The sequence below is a fragment of the Ensifer sp. Root127 genome (genome assembly GCF_001425225.1).
Taxonomy (GTDB): domain Bacteria; phylum Pseudomonadota; class Alphaproteobacteria; order Rhizobiales; family Rhizobiaceae; genus Ensifer; species Ensifer canadensis.
Genome location: NZ_LMDX01000051.1, coordinates 273,600 through 293,804 on the forward strand (window position 1 = coordinate 273,600; position 20,205 = coordinate 293,804).

The 20,205-nt window shown below is 62.5% G+C and carries 20 protein-coding genes; 12 read left to right on the top strand and 8 right to left on the bottom strand.

Features of this window, described 5'->3' with window-relative positions:
- The first annotated feature begins 224 nt into the window (after positions 1-224).
- Positions 225-758 (top strand): L-2-amino-thiazoline-4-carboxylic acid hydrolase, encoded by a 534-nt coding sequence (locus ASD03_RS32400; protein ID WP_057218261.1) that lies wholly within the window; start codon positions 225-227, stop codon positions 756-758.
- A complete protein-coding gene (locus tag ASD03_RS32405; RefSeq protein WP_057218264.1) occupies positions 755-2,014 on the top strand; it encodes a Zn-dependent hydrolase in 1,260 nt (419 codons plus the stop codon). Before ASD03_RS32400 ends, ASD03_RS32405 begins: the two co-directional genes overlap by 4 nt.
- A gap of 59 nt (positions 2,015-2,073) precedes the next feature.
- On the opposite strand, the gene ASD03_RS32410 is transcribed toward ASD03_RS32405, so the two are convergent.
- The 3 genes from ASD03_RS32410 to ASD03_RS32420 all read right to left on the bottom strand — a co-directional run bounded on the left by ASD03_RS32410 (position 2,074) and on the right by ASD03_RS32420 (position 4,386).
- Positions 2,074-2,763, bottom strand: a complete 690-nt coding sequence (locus tag ASD03_RS32410) for an isochorismatase family protein (RefSeq protein ID WP_057218266.1) — start codon at positions 2,761-2,763, stop codon at positions 2,074-2,076.
- Between the two features lie 27 nt (positions 2,764-2,790).
- Positions 2,791-3,417, bottom strand: a complete 627-nt coding sequence (gene ycaC, locus ASD03_RS32415) for an isochorismate family cysteine hydrolase YcaC (RefSeq protein WP_025428483.1) — start codon at positions 3,415-3,417, stop codon at positions 2,791-2,793.
- A gap of 93 nt (positions 3,418-3,510) precedes the next feature.
- Positions 3,511-4,386: a pirin family protein gene (locus tag ASD03_RS32420; protein ID WP_057218268.1), complete on the bottom strand. Its 876-nt coding sequence runs from the start codon at positions 4,384-4,386 to the stop codon at positions 3,511-3,513.
- Positions 4,387-4,511: 125 nt separating this feature from the next.
- Between ASD03_RS32420 and ASD03_RS32425 the strand changes: the two genes are divergently transcribed.
- Positions 4,512-5,435, top strand: coding sequence for a LysR substrate-binding domain-containing protein (locus tag ASD03_RS32425; protein ID WP_057218270.1), 924 nt, complete (start codon positions 4,512-4,514; stop codon positions 5,433-5,435).
- A 32-nt stretch (positions 5,436-5,467) separates the two neighbouring features.
- Here ASD03_RS32425 and ASD03_RS32430 read toward each other — a convergent pair whose 3' ends face one another.
- Entirely contained in the window at positions 5,468-6,697 is a 1,230-nt protein-coding gene (locus tag ASD03_RS32430; RefSeq protein ID WP_025428480.1) for an ROK family transcriptional regulator, read from the bottom strand.
- Positions 6,698-6,928: 231 nt separating this feature from the next.
- Here ASD03_RS32430 and ASD03_RS32435 point away from each other — a divergent pair, with 231 nt between their 5' ends.
- The 6 genes from ASD03_RS32435 (at position 6,929) to ugpC (ending at position 13,140) form a co-directional block, all read left to right on the top strand.
- On the top strand, positions 6,929-8,167 hold the full coding sequence (locus ASD03_RS32435) for an extracellular solute-binding protein (protein ID WP_025428479.1): 1,239 nt from the start codon (positions 6,929-6,931) through the stop codon (positions 8,165-8,167).
- Between the two features lie 203 nt (positions 8,168-8,370).
- The gene (locus tag ASD03_RS32440; protein WP_057218272.1) at positions 8,371-9,252 is read left to right on the top strand and encodes a sugar ABC transporter permease; all 882 of its coding nucleotides are present in this window, start codon (positions 8,371-8,373) and stop codon (positions 9,250-9,252) included.
- Positions 9,252-10,097, top strand: a complete 846-nt coding sequence (locus ASD03_RS32445) for a carbohydrate ABC transporter permease (protein WP_025428477.1) — start codon at positions 9,252-9,254, stop codon at positions 10,095-10,097. The genes ASD03_RS32440 and ASD03_RS32445 overlap by 1 nt, the downstream gene beginning before the upstream one ends.
- Positions 10,094-11,119 carry an aminotransferase gene (locus tag ASD03_RS32450; protein WP_057218276.1) on the top strand — a complete coding sequence of 342 codons (1,026 nt, stop codon included), beginning with the start codon at positions 10,094-10,096 and terminating at the stop codon, positions 11,117-11,119. Before ASD03_RS32445 ends, ASD03_RS32450 begins: the two co-directional genes overlap by 4 nt.
- A gap of 3 nt (positions 11,120-11,122) precedes the next feature.
- Positions 11,123-12,058: a carbohydrate kinase family protein gene (locus ASD03_RS32455; RefSeq protein WP_057218278.1), complete on the top strand. Its 936-nt coding sequence runs from the start codon at positions 11,123-11,125 to the stop codon at positions 12,056-12,058.
- A complete protein-coding gene (gene ugpC, locus ASD03_RS32460; RefSeq protein WP_057218281.1) occupies positions 12,055-13,140 on the top strand; it encodes a sn-glycerol-3-phosphate ABC transporter ATP-binding protein UgpC in 1,086 nt (361 codons plus the stop codon). Before ASD03_RS32455 ends, ugpC begins: the two co-directional genes overlap by 4 nt.
- 160 nt (positions 13,141-13,300) lie before the next feature.
- Here the strand turns inward: ugpC and ASD03_RS32465 are convergent, their stop codons facing one another.
- The 4 genes from ASD03_RS32465 to ASD03_RS32480 form a co-directional block, all read right to left on the bottom strand.
- Positions 13,301-14,071, bottom strand: a complete 771-nt coding sequence (locus tag ASD03_RS32465) for an amino acid ABC transporter ATP-binding protein (protein WP_057211363.1) — start codon at positions 14,069-14,071, stop codon at positions 13,301-13,303.
- A 13-nt stretch (positions 14,072-14,084) separates the two neighbouring features.
- Complete coding sequence (locus tag ASD03_RS32470) at positions 14,085-14,747, bottom strand: amino acid ABC transporter permease (RefSeq protein WP_057211365.1); 663 nt, start codon at positions 14,745-14,747, stop codon at positions 14,085-14,087.
- 5 nt (positions 14,748-14,752) lie between these two features.
- Entirely contained in the window at positions 14,753-15,415 is a 663-nt protein-coding gene (locus ASD03_RS32475; protein ID WP_025428472.1) for an amino acid ABC transporter permease, read from the bottom strand.
- 72 nt (positions 15,416-15,487) lie between these two features.
- Positions 15,488-16,327: a transporter substrate-binding domain-containing protein gene (locus ASD03_RS32480; RefSeq protein ID WP_057218284.1), complete on the bottom strand. Its 840-nt coding sequence runs from the start codon at positions 16,325-16,327 to the stop codon at positions 15,488-15,490.
- 160 nt (positions 16,328-16,487) lie between these two features.
- Here ASD03_RS32480 and ASD03_RS32485 point away from each other — a divergent pair, with 160 nt between their 5' ends.
- From ASD03_RS32485 to cysT, 3 genes are all read left to right on the top strand, one after another.
- The gene (locus ASD03_RS32485) at positions 16,488-17,546 is read left to right on the top strand and encodes a D-TA family PLP-dependent enzyme (RefSeq protein ID WP_057218286.1); all 1,059 of its coding nucleotides are present in this window, start codon (positions 16,488-16,490) and stop codon (positions 17,544-17,546) included.
- Positions 17,547-17,896: 350 nt separating this feature from the next.
- Positions 17,897-18,922, top strand: a complete 1,026-nt coding sequence (locus ASD03_RS32490; RefSeq protein ID WP_057218329.1) for a sulfate ABC transporter substrate-binding protein — start codon at positions 17,897-17,899, stop codon at positions 18,920-18,922.
- A gap of 410 nt (positions 18,923-19,332) precedes the next feature.
- Positions 19,333-20,175: a sulfate ABC transporter permease subunit CysT gene (cysT, locus tag ASD03_RS32495; RefSeq protein WP_244494720.1), complete on the top strand. Its 843-nt coding sequence runs from the start codon at positions 19,333-19,335 to the stop codon at positions 20,173-20,175.
- Positions 20,176-20,205 lie beyond the last annotated feature (30 nt).

Below are 20,205 nucleotides of genomic sequence, written 5' to 3' on the forward strand. Positions count from 1 at the left end.
ACGTCATCGCTGAGGCCGCAATGGCTTTACACCGACATCTGCAGGCCGCGCGGCCAACCGCAACCGGCCAAGAATAATTCCGCGAAAAATACAGCCGGGCGCGAAATATTTGCGCAACGGCCCTTGTGAATGGCACGGATTTGCAACCCTGTCTCCGCGGTCACGGTGTATCCTGTCCCTCAATCGAACCAACCATCTGTTGGACAGGGAGGCAGGGTTTTTTCATGACAGACCAGGACAAGGCGGCAAGCGCCACGACATCGCGCGCGGCGATGGAAGGCGAGTTGGGCATTCTCGCACGACGGCGCATCGAGGCCGGCATTATCGCGCCGATCTATGAGGCAATGCGCGAAGAGATCGGCGAGGAGCGCGCCCAGGCTATTCTCGACAAGGCCGTCAGCAGCGCCGCCATCGAGGCCGGCAAGGCGTTTGCGGCGAAAACGCCTGGCGGCACCAACTTGCGGACGTTCCAGGAATTGCAGGATCTCTGGACGCAGGACGATGCCCTGACGATCGAGGTGACGAAGGCGACCGACGACGAATTCCACTACAACGTCAAGCGCTGTCGCTACGCCGAGACCTATCGCGAGATGGGGCTCGGCCATATCGGCCACCTGCTTTCCTGCAACCGCGACGGCGTGTTCTGCACCGGCTACGATCCGCGCATCACGCTCGAGCGCACGCAAACGGTGATGCAGGGCGCGTCCCATTGCGATTTCCGCTACCGCTTGAATACTGAGGCCGGAGAGCAGAAATGACCGCGGCGGGCCAGCCACGCAAAACCCCTGCCGCCGGCAGCAACATGCCCCGGATCAACGGCGACCGGCTATGGGCTGATATCGTCGCGACCGCTCGCTTCGGTGGCACCGACAAGGGCGGCGTCACCCGGTTGACGCTGACGGAAGAGGACCGGCAGGTCCGCGACTGGTTCGTCGCCGAATGCCGCTCGCTTGGTTGCACGATCGACGTCGACGGGATCGGCAATATCTTCGCCACCTACCCCGGCGAAGATCCATCACTGCCGCCTATCGCCGTCGGCAGCCACCTTGATACCCAGCCGCAGGGCGGCAGGTTCGATGGCATCCTCGGCGTTCTTGCCGGGGTCGAACTGATCCGCACGCTAAAGGAGACCGGCACAGTGCTGCGGCATGGCCTGACCGTCGTCAACTGGACGAACGAGGAAGGCTCGCGCTTCTCGCCGGCGATGATGGGGTCCGGCGTCTTTTCCGGCGCATCCTGCCTGGAAGCGATCGAGGCCCTGACTGACCGGGACGGGACGACCGTGAAGACGGCGCTCGAAACGATCGGCTATCGCGGCGAAATCCCTGTCGGACATGTGGGCTTTGCCGCCTATGTCGAACTCCACATCGAGCAGGGCCCGCTCCTGGAAGCGGCGGCGACGGAAATCGGCATCGTCACCGGCGTGCAGGGCGTGCGCTGGTTCGACGTCTCCATTACCGGGACGGAGGCGCATGCGGGCAGCACCCCGATGGCGCAGCGCGACGACGCGCTGGTCGCGGCTTCAGAGATCGTGCTTGCCGTGCGCGACATCGCCCGCCGTCATTCGCCCGGTGTCGGGACAACAGGCTTTGCCACGGTCGGCCCCAATTCCCGCAATGTCGTGCCGGGCACAGTGCAATTGCAGATCGATATGCGTCACCCTTCGGAAGCAGGCCTGAACCAAATGCAGGCCGCGCTGGAGCAGGCTGTCGCAGCGATCGATGCCGAGATCGGGCTCAAACACATCTGGTCGAAGCAGCCGGTCGTCTTCGAACCCGCCACTGTCGAAGCAGTGCGTGCCAGCGCCGAGGCACTCAGCTATTCCGCAACCGAAGTGGTCTCCGGTGCCGGTCACGATGCAGCCCATATCGCCGGCATCTGCCCGACGGCCATGATCTTCGTGCCTTCCAAGGACGGGCTGTCGCACAACGAGGCGGAATATTCCTCGCCTGAGGAATGCGCGCGCGGTACCGACGTCCTGCTGCAGACGGTACTGCAGATCGACCTGAAATAGCGACAGATGTCGCCGGCAGGGATTTTCCCGCCGGCGACGTTTTCTCAGTGCGTGCTGGTTCAGCCGCGGGCTGAATCCAATTGCTCGTGCTCTTTCTCGACCTGCTGTGCCTTCAGGTAGCTTTCGATCAGCAACTGATATTCCGGGAAGATCTTGGTGTAGATCTCGGCCCATTGCTGCGCATCGTCACGATGCCAGGTGCGCTGAAGCTCGGAAGCGACGGCCGCCGTGTCCATCGGGACAACGCCCGCCTGGACGACGCGGGCAAGCGTGATCTCCTGCGCCATTTTCGAGTAGGTACCCGAAGCATCGACCACGGCGAAGACCTTGTAGCCTTCATGGACGGCGCTGATCGCCGGGAATGCCATGCAGACGCTGGTGATGGTGCCGGCAATGATCAGCGTCTTGCGACCGGTCGCCTTGACAGCCGCCACGAAGTCCGGATTGTCCCAGGCGTTGATCTCGCCGCGACGCGCAATGTACGTGGCATGCGGCGCATTCGCATGGATTTCGGGGATCAGCGGACCATTCGGCCCCTGCGGCACCGACGCCGTGGTGATGACAGGCATCTTCGTCAGCGTCGCCATGCTTGCAAGGGCTGCCGCATGGGCGCGCAGCTTCGGCATCGGCATGTCGTTGACGGTCTGGAACAGCCCGCTCTGGTGATCGATCAGAAGCATGGCCGCATCATCGGGATCGATGACCGGGCGAGCGCCGTTGAAGTTGGCGACATTGTTGACGTTCGTCATGGGTATTCTCCTGTTGCCAGACCGCAATTAGCGGGAAGCCTTGGTGGTGGTGTAGCTGCTGATCAGGTTGCGGTAGTCGGGGATATGGTTGGAGAACAGCGTTCCCAGCCCCTCGACGTCGTTGCGCCAATCGCGATGCAGTTCGCAGGCGAGACCAAACCAGGTCATCAGTTGGGCGCCGGCTTGCGACATGCGATCCCAGGCCGAATGGCGGGTGATTTCGTTGAACGTGCCTGACGCGTCAGTGACGACGAAGACGTCAAAACCTTCCTCGAGGGCGGACAGGGCTGGGAAGGCAACGCAGACCTCGGTGACGACGCCGGCAATGATCAGCTGCTTCTTGCCGGTGGCCTTGATCGCCTTGACGAAGTCTTCATTGTCCCAGGCATTGATCTGGCCGGGGCGCGGGATGAACGGCGCATCCGGGAACATTTCCTTCAGTTCCGGCACGATCGGGCCGTTCGGGCCATCCTCGAAGCTGGTCGTCAGAACCGTCGGCAGCTTGAAGTATTTCGCGAGGTCCGCGAGCGCCAGAACGTTGTTCTTGAACTTGTCGGGGTCGATATCCCTGACCAGCGAGAGCAGACCCGCTTGGTGGTCGACGAGCAGAACCGCAGCCTGATCCTTGTCGAGACGCTTGTAGGTTTTTGCCATAGTGAAGACTCCTTCATCTTTTGTCTTGTCCGCGTGCTCGGGCCGTTGATCGGCCGTCATGGGCTCGGCGCGGAGTTCCGAGCCCACGAGAACTCAAAGTGCCGGTGCGGCAACGGCGCCAAAGCTGCCGTTCTGGAAGTCGGCGAAGGCCTGACGGATTTCGTCGGCCGTGTTCATCACGAAGGGGCCGTGCATGACCACGGGTTCATCGATCGGCTCGCCGCTCAAGACGAGAACGGTCGCATCGGAACTGGCGTCGAGCGTAATGGCGCCGCCTTCGCGGCCGAGGAGGCCGAACTGGGCTTCGCCGATCAGATCGCTGCCGTTCACCAGCACGGTGCCGTGTAGCACCGCCAGGCCGACCGAATGGCTCTCAGGCAGGTCGAGTGCAAGAGAGCCACCCCGTTTCAGGCGGAGGTCCCAAAGATTGATCGGGGTAAATGTCTTCGCAGGTCCATTGCGACCGTCGAACGCGCCGGCGATCACCCGCAGCGTCCCGGCATCCTCCGGCAGCGTCACCGTCGGAATGTCGCCGTTGACCAGCGTCTGGTAACCAGGCTTTGCGGATTTGGCGCGCGCCGGCAGGTTGACCCAGAGCTGGACCATCTCCAGCGTCCCGCCCTGTTTGGTGAAGGCGTCGGAATGGTATTCTTCGTGAAGGATGCCGGCGGCGGCCGTCATCCATTGCACGTCGCCGGGACCGATATGGCCGCCATTGCCTGCCGAGTCGCGATGATCCACTTCGCCGCGATAGACGATGGTCACCGTCTCGAAGCCGCGATGCGGATGCACGCCGACGCCACGCGGCCGGCTGGCCGGTGCAAATTCTGCTGGACCGGCATAGTCGAGCAGCAGGAACGGGCTTGCATGTTCGCCGACGCTGTCATGGGACAGCAGCGAACGGACCGGAAAACCATCGCCAACCCAGTGCTGCCGGACGTTTCCAAAAATGCCGAGTATCTTGCGCATTGGTGTTTCTCCTTGTGCATCGCCTTGCAAGCGATGACGTTGGGAGGAACATATTCTCGCGACAAATCTGGCGGTAGACAGCCAAATCGGACTATAGTGTCCTATCAATAGGACAATCATCCGCCATGCAGGACCTGAACGATCTTAAGCTTTTCGTCGATGTCGTCGAGCAGAACGGTTTTGCTGCGGCCGCGCGCAAGCTCAATATGCCGCGTTCGCGGCTGAGCCGCCGCATCGGCTTGCTGGAAGAACAGCTTGGCGTCCGCCTTGTTCAGCGTTCGACGCGCCACTTCGTCGTGACGGATATCGGCAGGGAGTACTATCGCCATTGTGTGGCGATGCTGGTCGAGGCGGAAGCCGCGCAGGAGGTGATCGACCGTATGCGCTCCGAACCGCAGGGCGTCGTGCATGTCAGTTGTCCCTCCTCGGTCCTCTATTTCCAGGTCGGCGAGATGATTGCCCGCTTCATGGCCGGCTGCCCGAAGGTCGAGGTGGTGCTCGAAAAAAGCACCAATAGGCAAGTGGATGTGCTGCGCGAAGGCATAGACGTGGCCATCCGCGTTCGTTTTCCACCGCTCGAGGAGAGCGATCTCGTGATCAAGAGGCTGGCTGAAAGCGGGCAGCGCCTGGTCGCCAGCCCCGGACTGCTCGGTCAGGATGCACGACCGCTGAAGCCCGCCGATCTCACGGCCCTTCCGAGCCTGGCATGGAATTCCAACCGGCAGGAGCATGAGTGGTGTCTGGACGGTCCTGATGGTGCCAATGCCATTGTCCGCCATCACCCGCGGCTTGTCACCGAAGATATGGTGGCCCTGCGCCTCGCCGCCCTGAAAGGCGTCGGCGTCACCCAGCTGCCGACCATGGTCGTCAGGCAGGACCTGAAGGACGGAACGCTGGTCGACGTGCTGCCCGACTGGGCGCCCCGATCAGGCATCATTCACGCAGCCTTTCCATCGCGGCGCGGCCTGCTTCCCTCGGTCAGGGCTCTGCTCGACTTTCTCGCGGCCGAATATGCCGAACTTGCACGCCTTGACGAGCCGGGGACCTGATCGGCGCCGATGACGCGCCGCAAGCCGCAGCCTCAGGAATGGTCGGCGGCGCGGGTCTTCAGGATTGCCGAAAAGCGCGGGTCAAATGTGCGGCTGATCGGCTCGGCGGCAGCGCCGATCGCGACCGCCCAGGGATCGGTGAAGCCGACCTGCAGGCGCGGCAGACTGCGATCACGGCGATCGGCGAGTGACGGAAGCAGCGGTTGCATCGCATCCGTGACCAGCCGCGCCAGGCCGGGCGGAAGCCCGCCGCACAGGATCACCGTCTGCGGGTCGAAGATGGTTTCGAGTGCCTGGACAGCCGCGCGCAGTTCGTAGACGGCCGCATCGAGCCAACCGGGCAACCTGATATCTTCACTCTCCACGGCCGCATCAATGTGGGCATAGAGGTCCGGATCGGCAGGATCGAGCGCGAGTAGCTTGCACAGAGAGGCTATCGACGCGCGGTATTCAAGCGGGGTGCGCTCATGCTCGGCAGCACCGCGCGGCAGACTGAGAATCATGCCGATCTCGCCGGCATTGCCATTGGCACCGCGATAAAGCTCGCCGTTGAGGATCAGCCCGGCGCCAAGGCCGTAGCCGAGATAGATGCAGATCGCGTGATCGACGCCATGGGCGGCGCCGACCAGGCGCTCGGCCGTCGCTGCAGCGGCCGAGTCGTTCTGCAGGCCGACATCGAGACCTGTGCCTGCAGCAAGCGTTTCGAGCAGCGGGAAATTCTGCCACGCCGCCATCATCCAGGGATCGTCAGCGTCGGCGTCGATACCGAAGGGACCGGGCATCGCCGCACCGAGCCCGACGAGGCGATCCTCCGATTGCGGCGCGATCGACGCCAGGTCGCTTCGGGTCTTTTCGATCAGGTCGAGAATGGTTTTCACGCCGGTCGCCGGCCCGCCCGCCGGAAGGTTGGCCTCCCGGCGCGCCAGGACCGTACCCACCAGGTCGACGGCGATGGTGCGTGTGACATGCCTGTCGATCTGCAGGCCGATCGCGAAGGCGCCCTCGGCAACCAGACGATAGGGCGTCGACGGCTGTCCCCGGCCGCTGCGAACGACTGCCAGCGACTGAACCAGCCCGTCACGTTCAAGCTCTTCGATGATGTTTGAAACCGTCTGCTTCGTCAGCGCCGTCGCACGGGCAAGATCGGCGCGGGACAGCTGCCCGTTCAACCGCAACGCGTCGATCATGACACGACGGTTGTGGGCGCTCGCCCCTTCCTGGTTGGTGCCGCTCTTTGCCCGGATCGGGCGTAAATCATTCATCCTCAAAACCCTCTTGACACTGTTAGAATATTGAACAAGAAATAAGTCAAGACAATTGACTTAATTGAGAGCCGCAAAGAGCTCCAGGGGAACGAAGGTCATGGCCAAAGGTCGTCACCAGCGCTCCGATAGATATGTCGACGGCCGTCCGCAAGCGGGCGGATTTCTTATATTCGGTGCACCGGGGAGGTGTATCGGCAAAACTGAACCGCTCAGTTATTGGAGGCAGGAATGTTGAAATCCATTAAAACCACGTTGCTCAGCGCAACCTTGCTCGGCTTGTCCTTTGCCGGCCACGCCTATGCTGAAACCACACTCAATGCGCTGTTCATGGCGCAGGCGGCCTATAGCGAAGCCGACGTGCGCGCCATGACCGAGGCCTTCACCAAGGCCAATCCCGACGTGAAGGTGAACCTCGAATTCGTTCCCTACGAAGGCCTGCATGACAAGACCGTGCTGGCGCAGGGCTCCGGCGGCGGCTACGACGTCGTGCTCTTCGACGTGATCTGGCCGGCCGAATACGCCGCCAACAAGGTGCTGGTCGACGTCTCCGACCGGATCACCGACGAGATGAAATCCGGCGTGCTGCCGGGCGCCTGGACGACGGTCGAATATGACGCCAAGCGCTACGGCATGCCTTGGATCCTCGACACAAAATACCTGTTCTACAACAAGGAAATCCTTGAAAAGGCCGGCATCAAGGCGCCGCCGAAAACCTGGGACGAACTGACGGAACAGGCCAAGATCATCAAGGACAAGGGGTTGCTCGCAACGCCGATCGCCTGGAGCTGGTCGCAGGCCGAAGCCGCGATCTGCGACTACACCACGCTTGTCAGCGCCTATGGCGGCAAGTTCATCGACGGCGGCAAGCCTGCCTTCACGTCCGGCGGCGGTCTCGACGCGCTCAACTACATGGTCACGAGCTATTCGTCGGGCCTGACCAATCCGAACTCGAAGGAATTCCTCGAGGAAGACGTTCGCAAGGTCTTCCAGAACGGTGAAGCCGCCTTCGCGCTCAACTGGACCTACATGTACAACCTCGCCAACGACCCCAAGGAAAGCAAGGTTGCCGGCAAGGTCGGCGTCGTGCCGGCACCGGGTGTTGCGGGCAAGAGCGAGGTGTCGGCCGTCAACGGGTCGATGGGCCTCGGCATCACCTCGACCAGCAAGCACCCGGACGAAGCGTGGAAGTACATCGTCCACATGACATCGCAGCCGACGCAGAATGCCTATGCCAAGCTGAGCCTGCCGATCTGGGCCTCGTCCTATGAAGACGCCAATGTCACCAAGGGCCAGGAAGAGCTGATCGCCGCCGCCAAGCTCGGCCTTGCCGCCATGTATCCTCGCCCGACGACGCCGAAGTACCAGGAGCTTTCGACAGCCCTGCAGCAGGCGATCCAGGAAGCGTTGCTTGGACAGGCCTCCGCCGAGGATGCACTCAAGACCGCCGCCGAAAACAGCGGTCTCTGACCCCACGGCTTCGACCTCCCGGGTGGCCCTGCCGCCCGGGACTTGCCGGAACGGTTTCACCGGCAATAGCATGAGCCCACGGCATAATTCCTTGAATCGGAATCGACTTAAGGAATTATGCCGCAGGTTTAAAGCGCTACAGCGTGCTTTGCGCGTCATATCTGATGCGCGGCGCTGTAGATGGCCTAAAAGGTTTCCATCCCATGTCCGGTACCTGGATAACAACACGCGCGTGGCTGCTGATGCTGCCGCTGCTCGCAGTCATGATCGCTGTCATCGGTTGGCCGTTGGTCGACACCGTCAGGCTTTCGTTCACTGACGCAAAGCTCGTCGGCACCGAAGGCAGCTTCGTCGGCCTCGACAACTATGCCAAGGTGCTCGGCGGTTCGAACTTCATGCGGGCCTTGGTCACGACCACATGGTTTGCGGTTGTCTCGGTGACCGCCGAAATGGTGATCGGCGTGCTGGCGGCCCTGCTGCTCAATCAGCAATTCCGCGGCCGCACGGCATTGCGCGCCTTGATGATCCTGCCCTGGGCGCTGCCGACGGTCGTCAACGCGACGCTGTGGCGGCTGATCTACAATCCGGAATATGGTGCACTGAACGCGGCCCTGATGCAGATCGGCCTGATCGACAGCTATCGCTCCTGGCTCGGCGAGCCCAGCTCGGCGCTGACAGCCCTGATCGTCGCCGACTGCTGGAAGAACTTTCCGCTCGTTGCCCTGATCGCGCTTGCAGCTCTCCAGGCGGTGCCGCGCGACATCACGGCCGCCTCGCTCGTCGATGGCGCAGGCCCGTTCAACCGCTTCCGCTATGTCATCATGCCCTATCTCGCCGGCCCTCTGCTCGTGGCGCTGGTGCTGCGCACAATCGAAGCCTTCAAGGTCTTCGACCTCATCTGGGTGATGACACGCGGCGGCCCGGCCAACAGCACGCGCACGCTGTCGATCCTCGTCTATCAGGAAGCTTTCTCGTTTCAGCGGGCAGGGTCCGGCGCCTCGCTGGCGCTGATCGTCACACTGCTGGTGACCGTACTTGCGGTCGCCTATGCCGCACTTGTGCGCAAAGCCGCGGGAGCCACCTGATGGAACGCCAGAGCCCACTGTTCACTGCCTTCATCTACGCCTGCGCCCTGTTGCTGACGGCCGTCATCCTGGCGCCTGTTGTGTGGCTCTTCGTCATGAGCATCTCGTCTGCGGCCGACCTTTCGGCAAAGCCGCTCAACTGGTGGCCTGATGAGATCGATCTGTCGCGCTATGGGCTGCTGCTGACCACGCTCGAAAACACCGCCGGCGCGGCCTTCGTCGCTTCGCTCTTCAATAGCCTGAAGGTCGCCGGCATGGCGACGCTTGCCGCCATCGCCGTTGCCATTCCCTCGGCCTGGGCCGTGTCGCGCACGCCCACCGTCTCCTGGTCGCTTTACGCGGTGATCGCCACCTACATGCTGCCGCCGGTGGCGCTGGCGGTGCCGCTCTATATGGGCCTTGCCACTCTCGGCCTGTTGAATTCGGTCTTCGGCCTTGCACTCGTCTATCTCACCATCCTTGCGCCCTTCACCACCTGGCTGCTGAAGTCCGGCTTCGATTCCATTCCCAAGGAGATCGAGAGCGCTGCCATGATCGACGGCGCCAGGCTGGATCAGATCCTCAGGCTGATCACCCTGCCGCTCGCCGCCCCCGTGATGGCGACCTCGGCACTCTTTGCCTTTCTGCTTGCCTGGGACGAATTCTTCTATGCGCTGCTGTTCACCTCGGACCTGCGCGCAAAAACCCTGACGGTCGCCATCGCCGATCTCGCCGGCGGCCGCGTTTCCGACTACGGACTGATTGCGACCGCCGGCGTGCTAGCCGCCCTGCCTCCGGTGCTGATCGGCCTCATCATGCAAAAAGCCCTGATCTCCGGGCTCACCAGCGGCGGCGTCAAGGGATGACCATGAGCGATACCACAAACCGCCCGGCCGGGCTCATTGCAATAGACCGCGAAATGGCCCGTCAGGCCGCTGACGCCGTCGCCTCGTTCCACGCCGCACAGGCGCTCAACGGCAGGATCGCTGCATCGCTCAGATCGACCGGCAAGCTGTTACTGCTCGGAATGGGCGGCTCGCATGCGGTTGGTCGCGCGCTCGAACCGCTCTACCGGGCCCACGGCATCGACGCGATCGCGCTGCCGCTGTCCGAACAGCTGGGCCAGCCGCTGGCGATCGAAGGCAAGACGATCCTCGTCACGTCGCAGTCCGGTGAAAGTGCGGAGGTTCTGCGCTGGTTCGCCGAGACCAATGGGGCGACCGGCGACACCTTCGGCCTGACCCTCGAAGAGGGATCCTTCTTGGCCCGCAGCGCCCCATCGCTGGTCGGCGTCGGTGGCACCGAAAAGGCATTTGCCGCGACACGCAGCCTGACGATCAGCTTCGCGCTGCACCTCTCGATCCTTGCCGCCCTCGGAGACGACGCATCTGCGGCATTGCAGGCGATCGAAGCGCCTCAGGCGCCCGACACGACTTCGGCGCTCGCAGCGCTTGCGGATGTCCGCGCCGTGGTAACGTCCGGCCGCCAACTTCAGGGACTTGCCGAAGCGATCGGGCTCGGTCTGACCGAGTTGTCCCGGCTGCCCTGCTTCTCGCTCGAAGGCGGGCAGCTGCGGCACGGGCCAATGGAAATGCTCGGCCCGTCGGTCGGCGTCGTCTTGTTTCGCGCCGCCGATGCAACTGCCGGCCTCGTCAGCGTCATGGCGGTTTCCGCAGCCGAAGCCGGTTCTCCGGTTGTCGTCTTTGATGCCTCCGGCGAGGCACCAATCCCTGGCGTGACCACGCTTTCCTTCAAACCGGCCGCCGGCATGGCCGCGATCTTTGCGATGCTGCCTGTGGCGCAGTTGTTCATGATCGCCTTTGCCGAGGCGCGTGTCGTCGATGCCGGAACGCCGGTCCGATCGACCAAGATTACCCGGAGCGAATGAAGCATGCGTCCTCTTGTCGTCATCGGCAACGTCAACGTCGATCTGATCCTCGGGCCGGCCGCACCCTGGCCAAAGGCCGGCACCGAAATCATCGTCGATCACGATGAGCTGCGCGTCGGCGGCTGCGCCGGCAACAGCGCGCTTGCCTGGGATTCGCTTGGGGTCGATTATGCGATCGCCGCCAACATCGGTAACGATCAGTTCGGCACCTGGCTGAAAGACGCCTTTGCCGAGCGGGCCAGTGGCTGGCCGGTCGAAAACGTCGGCACGACGCTGTCGGTCGGCATTACCCATCCGGACGGCGAGCGCACCTTCTTCACCACCCGTGGACACCTACCGCTCTTAAATTTCGACGAAATCCGGACAATGCTCGACGGCGAGCACCTGCGTGGCGGTCTGGCGCTGCTTGCCGGCTCCTTCCTCACCGACGCGCTGACCGCCGCCTATGACGATGTCTTCGACTGGGCCGAGGCGCATGACATCGCCGTGGCACTCGACACCGGCTGGCCGCTCGACGGCTGGACGGATGCCAACTGCGCGGCGACGATCGGCTGGCTGAAACGCTGTCGGCTCGCGCTCTTCAACGAGGTCGAGACGACGACGCTGACGGGCCTTGTCGATGCGGCAGAGGCAGCGCGCGCGCTCAAGTCCCACATGCCGGCCGACGCGATCGTCGTCGTCAAGCGCGGGCCGAACGGCGCCCTTGCCCTCGGCCCGACCGGAGACATCGTCTCCGTCGTCGCGCCCACGGTCAAAGTGATCGACACGATCGGCGCGGGCGACGTGTTCAACGCCGGGTTCCTTGCAGCCCTTGCCGCCGGAATGCCGCTGGAAAACTGCCTTCGCACCGGCGTCACCATCGCCTCTGAGGCAATCTCGACGCTGCCGCGCAGCTATGGAAAACCCTTGTCCGCCTTTCTTCAGGAGACGATCGCATGAGCGCGCTTGAGATCCACAACATCCACAAGCGCTACGGCGAAGTCGAAACGCTGAAGGGCATCGACATCGCGCTGGAAAGCGGCGAGTTTCTCGTGCTGCTCGGCTCTTCGGGCTGCGGCAAGTCGACCCTGCTCAATATCATCGCCGGCCTTGCCGAGCCGAGCGGTGGCGATATCCGCATCGGGCCTCGGTCGATCATCGGGATGCACCCAAAGGATCGCGACATCGCCATGGTGTTCCAATCCTATGCGCTCTACCCAAACATGAGCGTTGCCCGCAACATCGGTTTCGGCCTCGAAATGCGTAAAGTTCCGGCGCCGGAACGGGAAAAGGCGGTCATTGAGACAGCGAAGCTGCTGCAGATCGAAAACCTGCTTGAGCGCAAGCCGAGCCAGCTCTCTGGCGGCCAGCGACAGCGCGTCGCCATCGGCCGGGCGCTCGTGCGAAACCCGCAGGTTTTCCTCTTCGACGAGCCGCTGTCGAACCTCGATGCCAAGCTGCGCATGGAGATGCGCACCGAGCTGAAGCGCCTGCACCAATTGCTGAAGACGACGGTTGTTTATGTCACCCATGACCAGATCGAGGCGATGACGCTTGCAACCCGCATCGCCGTCATGCGCGACGGCCGCATCGAACAGCTCGGCACGCCGGAAGAGATCTACGATCGCCCGGCCACGCTTTATGTCGCGGGCTTCGTCGGCTCGCCGCCGATGAACATTTTTGAGGCTGAAGTATCAGACAGCAGTTTGCGCGTGGAAGGCGGCGACCAGCCGATCGCCCTGCCGGCGCGTTTTCATGGCAAGGTGCAGAATGGCCAACGCGTCAAGGTCGGCATCCGCCCGGAGGCGCTGCGGCTGGCAACGGACGAGTCCAATGCACTGCGGCTGACGGCGCGCGTCGAGGTTGTCGAGCTGACCGGCCCGGAACTGGTGGTGACGGCGCGCATCGGCGACCAGCGCATCACCGCCTGCCTGCCGCCGCGCACGCAGCTGGCCATCGATGCGGAGCGAACATTCGCTTTCGACGAGGGCGCCTTGCATCTGTTCGACCCGGAAACCGGTCGGTCCTTGCTTTCCGGTTGATGCGGAAAGGGGCTCGCTCGGTCCCGGCGCCTATCGCGTACCCAAAGCGAGTGGCGAAGTGACGTTCGATATGTCGACCTGCGGCGGAGGCGCCGCAAGCACTGTTCCGCGGCCCTCATGCCCGGATGCCACGACCGCCCCTACCAACGGTATTTGTGCATCAGTTGAACGACGAGGTTTTCAGGAATTCGGCCAGGCGCTCGGTCTGCGGCTTCAGGAACATCTCCCGCGGATTGCCCTCTTCGCCGATGCGCCCCTGGTTCATGAAGATCACCCGGGAAGACACCTCGTAGGCAAACCGCATCTCGTGCGTCACGAGCAACATGCTCATCCCGTCCTCCGCCAGCCCCTTGATCACCTGCAGCACCTCGTTGACAAGCTCCGGATCGAGCGCAGAGGTCACCTCGTCGAACAGCATCAGCTTCGGGTTCATGGCAATCGCCCGGGCGATCGCTACGCGCTGCTGCTGACCGCCCGAAAGCTGGCCGGGATAATGATCCCTGTGCGAGAGCAACCCCACCCGGTCGAGCCATTTCTCGGCCACCGACAGTGCTTCGTCCCGCCCCATGCCGCGCACCTTGATAAGGCCGAGCATGACGTTCTTCGCCGCGCTCATGTGCGGAAAGAGGTTGAACTGCTGGAACGCCATGCCGGTCATTGCCCGCTGGCGGGCGATTTCCTTTTCCCGCTTGCGCCGCCTGACGCCGGCGACGGTGTCATAGCCGATCTCTTGGCCGTCAATGCGGATCGACCCGCCCTGGAACTCCTCCAGCATGTTGATGCAGCGCAGCATCGTCGTCTTGCCCGAGCCGCTGGAGCCGATGATCGAAATGACCTCGCCCTGCGCCATTGTGCAATCGACGCCCTTCAGCACCTCGACGGGGCCATAACGCTTGTGGAGGTCGCGGATTTCAAGAAGTGCCTGGGTCATCGGATCCGGTGCCTCACGATGGGACGGCTGTCTTGCGCTCGACGTAACGGCCGAAGCGCTCGATGCTGTAGTTGATGACAAAATAGAGGAAGCCGGCGAAGAAATAGAACTCGAGGCTCATGAAAGTGCGCGAGATCAGCTCCTGCGTGCGCAGCAAAAGCTCGGCGACGCCGATGATCGACAGCAGCGTCGAAGCCTTGACCATTTCGGCGGCGGTATTCACCCAGGCCGGCAAGGCCTGCCGCAAAGCCTGAGGACCAAGGATATAGGCAAAAGTCTGCGGGAATGTCAGGCCGATCGCCTTGGCCGCCTCCGTCTGTCCCTTGGGGATCGCCTGAAGCGCGCCGCGGACCAGTTCACCCACATGCGAGCTGCAGAAAACCGAAAGGGCAAGGATGCCGGCCTGGAACGGCCCGAGATCAATGCCGATGGTGCTGAGCACGTAGTAGCTGGCGAGAACCAGCACCAGTACCGGCGTGCCGCGGATGAAGTCGGTATAGCCGCGCACGATGAAGCGCACGGGTTTGTAGCCGTAGGTCAGGGCGAGACCGACGAAGACGCCGAGCACCGTCCCGACAACGATGGACAGGAAAGAAATGGAAACCGATACGCCGAGACCCTTGAGAAGGGGGATGCGGGCGATCCAGAGCTGGTCGAGGAATGCCGAAAGATCCATGGCGATCACCTCGGCACGGCAAGTCGGCGCTCGACCGCGCGCATCAATGCGGCGAGAAGCGAACAGGTGGCGACATAGAGGCAGCTGGCGACGATCCACGTCTCAATCACCCGGAAGCTTTCGACATTGATCTTGCGCGCCTCGAAGGTCAGTTCGGGAACGGCGATCGCGGCTGCAAGCGAGGTATCCTTGAACAGGGAGATCATCGTGCTGCCGAGCGAGGGAAGTACATTGCGCAGCATCAGCGGCAGGATAATCGAGGTGCGGATCTGCATTTCCGTGAGCCCGATCGCCAGTCCCGCCTCCCTTTGGCCAGGAGGCACGGAAAGCAACCCGCCGCGGAACACCTCGGCGAGATAGGCGCCGGAATAGATCGCCAGCGTCAGCACGAAACTCTCGATCTTGCCGAGCCTGACGCCAAGCTGCGGCAGGGCAAAGTAGCTGAACAGCACCAGCACCAGGATCGGCGTGTTGCGGATCGCGGTCACATAGAAGCCGGCCGGCTTGCGTAGAACCATGGACTTCGACACCAGCCCGAAGGCGGTGACGAGGCCGATGAGACAACCGGCGAGGATCGCCGCGAAGGCGAGGCCGAGACTGAGAGCCAGACCTTCGAGCAGAAGGTCGAAAGACCGCCAGACTGCGGCGAAATTCAACTGATAACCCATGTCTTCAGCCATCCATGCCGACGGGACAGGCGTCGATCCCGCACGAGTACGGGATCGACCGAACGGAGGGGCTTACTTGAATTCGACCGGAAAGCCGATCTGCGGCGGCGTCAGGTCCTTGCCGAACCAGGTCTTGAACGACTTCGCATAGAAATCGAATTCCACCCCGGTCATGGCTTCGTGCAACGCGGTGTTGACGAAGTTCAGCCAGTCCTGATCCCCGCGCTTGACGCCGCAGGCATAGGTCTGCGGATTCCAGCCATAGCCGGCGTCCTTGTAGCGATCGGGGTTCTGGGTCATATACCAGGCGAGCGACGACTGGTCGGTGGCCACCGTATCGGCGCGGCCGGATTCGAGCGCCTGATAGATGAGGTCGACGGATTCATACTGATCGACGGTCGCTTCCGGCAATGCCGCATGCACCATCGCCTCGGCATAGACATTCTGCAGCACCGACACGGTCACCGAGGAGCCGGCAGCCTTCAGCGCCGCATAGTCGGCATATTTGCCGTCCGACTTCAGCATCAGGCCGACGCCTTCGCGATAATAGGGGATGGTGAAGGCAATCTGCTGGGCGCGCTCGCCGGTCACAGTCATGAACTGGCAGGTGATGTCCACCTTGTTGGTGGTAATGTTCGGGATACGGGCGTCTGATGACTGGTTGACGTATTCGATCTTTTCCGGGTCGCCGAACAGCGCCTTGGCGATGATCCGGCCCATGTCGACATCGAAGCCCTGCAGCTTGTCTTCGGCGCTCTTGAAGTGCCACGGCGCATTGGTGCTGCCGGTGCCGAGCACCAGATGACCGCGCGCGAGAACTTCGTCGAGTTTGCTCGCTGGCTGCTGCGCCTGTGCCGGCAAGGTAATGGAGGCGGCTGCGATGGCGGCAGCCGCGAGAACTGTCTTGATCATCTGCATTCTCCCATTTTTGGGTTCCCGTCATTGTTCCATTATACAGTATTACAATCCTGAATAATGGATTGACGTATGAAATGCCGACGGTCATAACTTGTCAAGGGTGGATGATGTAGCTTCCCCGTGTGCCGCGCCCAACAAAAGGAAGTGATGAGCGATGCCCCTGCCGATCGAAACGCCCGCCGTGCTGGTCGATATCGAGATCGCCAAGCGCAACATCCGCACGTTCCAGGACTACGCGGACATCAACGGCATCCGCGTTCGGCCGCATATCAAGACCCACAAGTTGCCGCAGATGGCTGAGTTGCAGCTCGACGCCGGCGCCATCGGCATCACCTGCCAGAAGGTGACCGAAGCTGAAGCGATGGTGGACGGTAGTGCGCGGATCAACGATGTCCTCATCACCTACAACATTCTCGGAACGCCCAAGCTCGACCGGCTCGAGCGCCTTAACGGACGCATCGCGCTGGCCGTTGTCGCCGACAACGAGACGGTCATCAATGGACTTTCCGGTCACTTCTCGACCAAGGGCAAGCCGCTTCGGGTGTTCGTCGAATGCAACACCGGCGCGGACCGTTGTGGCGTCGCTTCGCCCGTGGAAGCCGCCCGTCTGGCCCGCCTGATCAATGATGCCAAGGGTATCGAATTCGCCGGCCTGATGACCTACCCGCCGATTGCGGGCGAGGCAAAGGTTCAGGCCTTCATGAGCGAGGCCAAGCGCCTGATTGAGGCGGACGGCCTGACCGTGCCTGCGATCACCTCAGGCGGCACGCCGAGCATGATGCATGCTGCCGGCGCGCCTGTTGCAACCGAATATCGACCCGGCACCTATATCTACAACGACCGTTCCCTCGTTTCGCGCGGCGCGGCAACCTGGGACGATTGCGCCCTCACGGTGCTGGCGACCGTCGTCTCGGTGCCGTCGGAGCACCGCGCGATCATCGATGCCGGCAGTAAGGTCCTGACCGCCGACCTCCTGGGTCTCACCGGCTATGGCCATGTGCTCGGCCGCGACGACATCCGCATAGACCAGCTCTCCGAGGAGCACGGCAGGCTGGTGAGCGACGGGCCGATCGGTCTGACGGTCGGTCAGCAGCTGCGCATCGTTCCCAATCACGCCTGCGTCGTGACCAACATGGTCGACGCCGTGCATATCGTCGAAGGCGACGAGCCCAAGGCTATCTGGCCGATTGTCGCCCGCGGCCACGTGCTCTAGCCAACTGACCTCAACTGCCACAACCGCCATCTGGCTGAACTTTCCAAGGCCCGCTTCTCGCTCGCTAGGTCGCATCCCAGGCGATCGCATCGTCGAGGGCGTGCAGACGCGGCCGACCGATCGCATTGCTCATCCGCAATTTTGATGTGCGCTTCACAAGGCTCATGCTATCCTCCGGCCGGCTCGCCAACGGCAGGAAATCGGCGGCCAAGCAGGCGTTGGGCAAACCGTTCCTTAAAAAGGCACAACAACGATAGGACTTTTCCCGATAGCCACCTCCCGCATCATCAGTTTGCGTTGAAGCAGTCGATTAAATTGATAGTTTTATCTGGTAACCGATGGAGGTCGAGATGGGCTTTGGACGAATTACCGGAATTGTGGGACTGGCAATTGTAGTCGGAGGCCTGCAGCTTGGTGCTGCAAGTGTGGCTTTTGCCGACACGACGATCCTGAACGTGTCCTATGACCCGACACGTGAACTTTACAAGGACTTCAACGCCGCCTTCGCTGAAAAGTGGAAGGCGGACACCGGCGAAACCGTGACGATCCAGACATCGCATGGCGGCTCCGGCAAGCAGGCCCGCTCCGTGATCGACGGACTGCAGGCCGACGTCGTGACGCTGGCGCTTGAGGCGGACATCGACGCGATCGCCAAGGAAACCGGAAAGATCCCGGCAGACTGGAAGACCAAGTTCGAAAATAACAGCGCACCCTACACGTCGACGATCGTCTTCCTGGTGCGCAAGGGCAACCCGAAAGGCATCAAGGACTGGGGCGATCTTGTCAAGGACGACATCCAGGTGATCACGCCGAACCCGAAGACCTCGGGCGGCGCACGCTGGAACTTCCTGGCAGCCTGGGCCTACGCACGTGCGGCCAATGGCGGCGACGATGCCAAGGCGCAGGCATTCGTTACCGATCTGTTCAAGCATGTGCCGGTGCTCGATACCGGTGCGCGCGGCTCGACCACGACCTTCGTCCAGCGCGGCCTTGGCGACGTGCTGCTCGCCTGGGAAAACGAAGCCTATCTTTCGCTCGAGGAACTCGGCCCGGATAATTTCGACATCGTCACCCCGTCGATCTCGATCAAGGCCGAGCCGCCGGTCGCGCTGGTTGACGGCAATGTCGATGCCAAGGGTACGCGCAAAGTCGCCGAGGCCTATCTCGGTTACCTCTACAGCGACGCCGGCCAGAAAATCGCGGCGAAGCATTACTATCGCCCGTTCAAGCCGGCGGCTGCCGACCCCAAGGATGTCGCTCGCTTCGGTGATCTCAAGCTGGTGACGATCGAGGACTTTGGCGGCTGGAAGGAAGCGCAACCGAAGTTCTTCGGCGACGGTGGTGTGTTCGACCAGATCTACAAGCCGGGGCAATAATCGACCCTGTTCATGACACGAGAAGATCGGCCGGACCATTCGATCCGGCCGATCGCGTGCTACAGCGCCGCGCGTCAAATATGACGCGCAAAGGGACGCTGTAGCGCTTTGAACTTGCTGCAAATTTCCTCGTAAAACCGTTTCCGATTTGAGGAGGAAATTGTGCAGTGGGCCCACATGGGGATTGCGGGCATTATTGAGGACCGCCTGGGTTTTTTACCTGGCGCATGAGAGGTGAGTTGGATTTGAGAGAGCGTGGCCACAACAGGCGCTGGCGGTTTCGCCAGCCGAGCGTGCTTCCGGGGTTCGGTCTGGCGCTCGGCGTCACGCTATTCTGGCTGGTGCTGATCATCCTCATTCCTTTGTCGGGGCTGATCTGGCGCTCGAGCGGCCTTGGCTGGTCGCAGTTCATGACGCTGGCGCTCGACACCCGCACGCTCAATGCACTCAGGATCAGTTTCGGCACGGCCTTTGTCGCCGCCATCGTCAATCTGATCTTCGGCGTCATCCTCGCCTGGGTGCTGGTGCGCTATCGTTTCCCCGGCAAGCGGGTGATCGACGCCATGGTCGCGGCAACCCGCACGCTCAATGCACTCAGGATCAGTTTCGGCACGGCCTTTGTCGCCGCCATCGTCAATCTGATCTTCGGCGTCATCCTCGCCTGGGTGCTGGTGCGCTATCGTTTCCCCGGCAAGCGGGTGATCGACGCCATGGTCGACCTGCCGTTYGCGCTGCCGACGGCGGTCGCCGGCATTGCGCTGGCGACRCTSTATGCCCCGAATGGCTGGATCGGCGCGCTGCTGGCCCCRCTTGGCATCAAGATCGCCTTCACCCCCATCGGCATCGTCATCGCGCTGATCTTCGTCGGCCTGCCYTTCGTCGTCCGGACCGTGCAGCCGATCATGGAGGAGATCGACAAGGAAGTGGAGGAGGCCGCCGCCACGCTCGGCGCCAGCCGCTTCCAGACGATCCGCCGGGTGCTGTTGCCGGGRCTGCTGCCGGCTGGGCTGACCGGCTTTGCGCTCGCCTTTGCCCGCGGCGTCGGYGAATACGGYTCGGTGATCTTCATCGCCGGCAACCTGCCCTACGTCTCCGAGATCGCCCCGCTYYTGATCGTCATCCGGCTGGAAGAGTTTAATTATCCCGCCGCCACCGCCATTGCCGCGGTGATGCTGGTGATCTCCTTTGCCATGCTGCTCGTCATCAACTCGATCCAGGCCTGGAGCCGGCGGAGATATGTCTATGTCGCCTGATCTGACTACAGCCGCCCATCACGTGCGTGC

What these genes read in the sequence shown, in the direction of transcription:
- ASD03_RS32400 (WP_057218261.1), top strand. Translation starts at nt 225, where the DNA reads ATGACAGACCAGGACAAGGCGGCAAGCGCCACGACATCGCGCGCGGCG.
- ASD03_RS32405 (WP_057218264.1), top strand. Translation starts at nt 755, where the DNA reads ATGACCGCGGCGGGCCAGCCACGCAAAACCCCTGCCGCCGGCAGCAAC.
- ASD03_RS32410 (WP_057218266.1), bottom strand. Translation starts at nt 2,763, where the DNA reads ATGACGAACGTCAACAATGTCGCCAACTTCAACGGCGCTCGCCCGGTC.
- ycaC (WP_025428483.1), bottom strand. Translation starts at nt 3,417, where the DNA reads ATGGCAAAAACCTACAAGCGTCTCGACAAGGATCAGGCTGCGGTTCTG.
- ASD03_RS32420 (WP_057218268.1), bottom strand. Translation starts at nt 4,386, where the DNA reads ATGCGCAAGATACTCGGCATTTTTGGAAACGTCCGGCAGCACTGGGTT.
- ASD03_RS32425 (WP_057218270.1), top strand. Translation starts at nt 4,512, where the DNA reads ATGCAGGACCTGAACGATCTTAAGCTTTTCGTCGATGTCGTCGAGCAG.
- ASD03_RS32430 (WP_025428480.1), bottom strand. Translation starts at nt 6,697, where the DNA reads ATGAATGATTTACGCCCGATCCGGGCAAAGAGCGGCACCAACCAGGAA.
- ASD03_RS32435 (WP_025428479.1), top strand. Translation starts at nt 6,929, where the DNA reads ATGTTGAAATCCATTAAAACCACGTTGCTCAGCGCAACCTTGCTCGGC.
- ASD03_RS32440 (WP_057218272.1), top strand. Translation starts at nt 8,371, where the DNA reads ATGTCCGGTACCTGGATAACAACACGCGCGTGGCTGCTGATGCTGCCG.
- ASD03_RS32445 (WP_025428477.1), top strand. Translation starts at nt 9,252, where the DNA reads ATGGAACGCCAGAGCCCACTGTTCACTGCCTTCATCTACGCCTGCGCC.
- ASD03_RS32450 (WP_057218276.1), top strand. Translation starts at nt 10,094, where the DNA reads ATGACCATGAGCGATACCACAAACCGCCCGGCCGGGCTCATTGCAATA.
- ASD03_RS32455 (WP_057218278.1), top strand. Translation starts at nt 11,123, where the DNA reads ATGCGTCCTCTTGTCGTCATCGGCAACGTCAACGTCGATCTGATCCTC.
- ugpC (WP_057218281.1), top strand. Translation starts at nt 12,055, where the DNA reads ATGAGCGCGCTTGAGATCCACAACATCCACAAGCGCTACGGCGAAGTC.
- ASD03_RS32465 (WP_057211363.1), bottom strand. Translation starts at nt 14,071, where the DNA reads ATGACCCAGGCACTTCTTGAAATCCGCGACCTCCACAAGCGTTATGGC.
- ASD03_RS32470 (WP_057211365.1), bottom strand. Translation starts at nt 14,747, where the DNA reads ATGGATCTTTCGGCATTCCTCGACCAGCTCTGGATCGCCCGCATCCCC.
- ASD03_RS32475 (WP_025428472.1), bottom strand. Translation starts at nt 15,415, where the DNA reads ATGGGTTATCAGTTGAATTTCGCCGCAGTCTGGCGGTCTTTCGACCTT.
- ASD03_RS32480 (WP_057218284.1), bottom strand. Translation starts at nt 16,327, where the DNA reads ATGATCAAGACAGTTCTCGCGGCTGCCGCCATCGCAGCCGCCTCCATT.
- ASD03_RS32485 (WP_057218286.1), top strand. Translation starts at nt 16,488, where the DNA reads ATGCCCCTGCCGATCGAAACGCCCGCCGTGCTGGTCGATATCGAGATC.
- ASD03_RS32490 (WP_057218329.1), top strand. Translation starts at nt 17,897, where the DNA reads ATGGGCTTTGGACGAATTACCGGAATTGTGGGACTGGCAATTGTAGTC.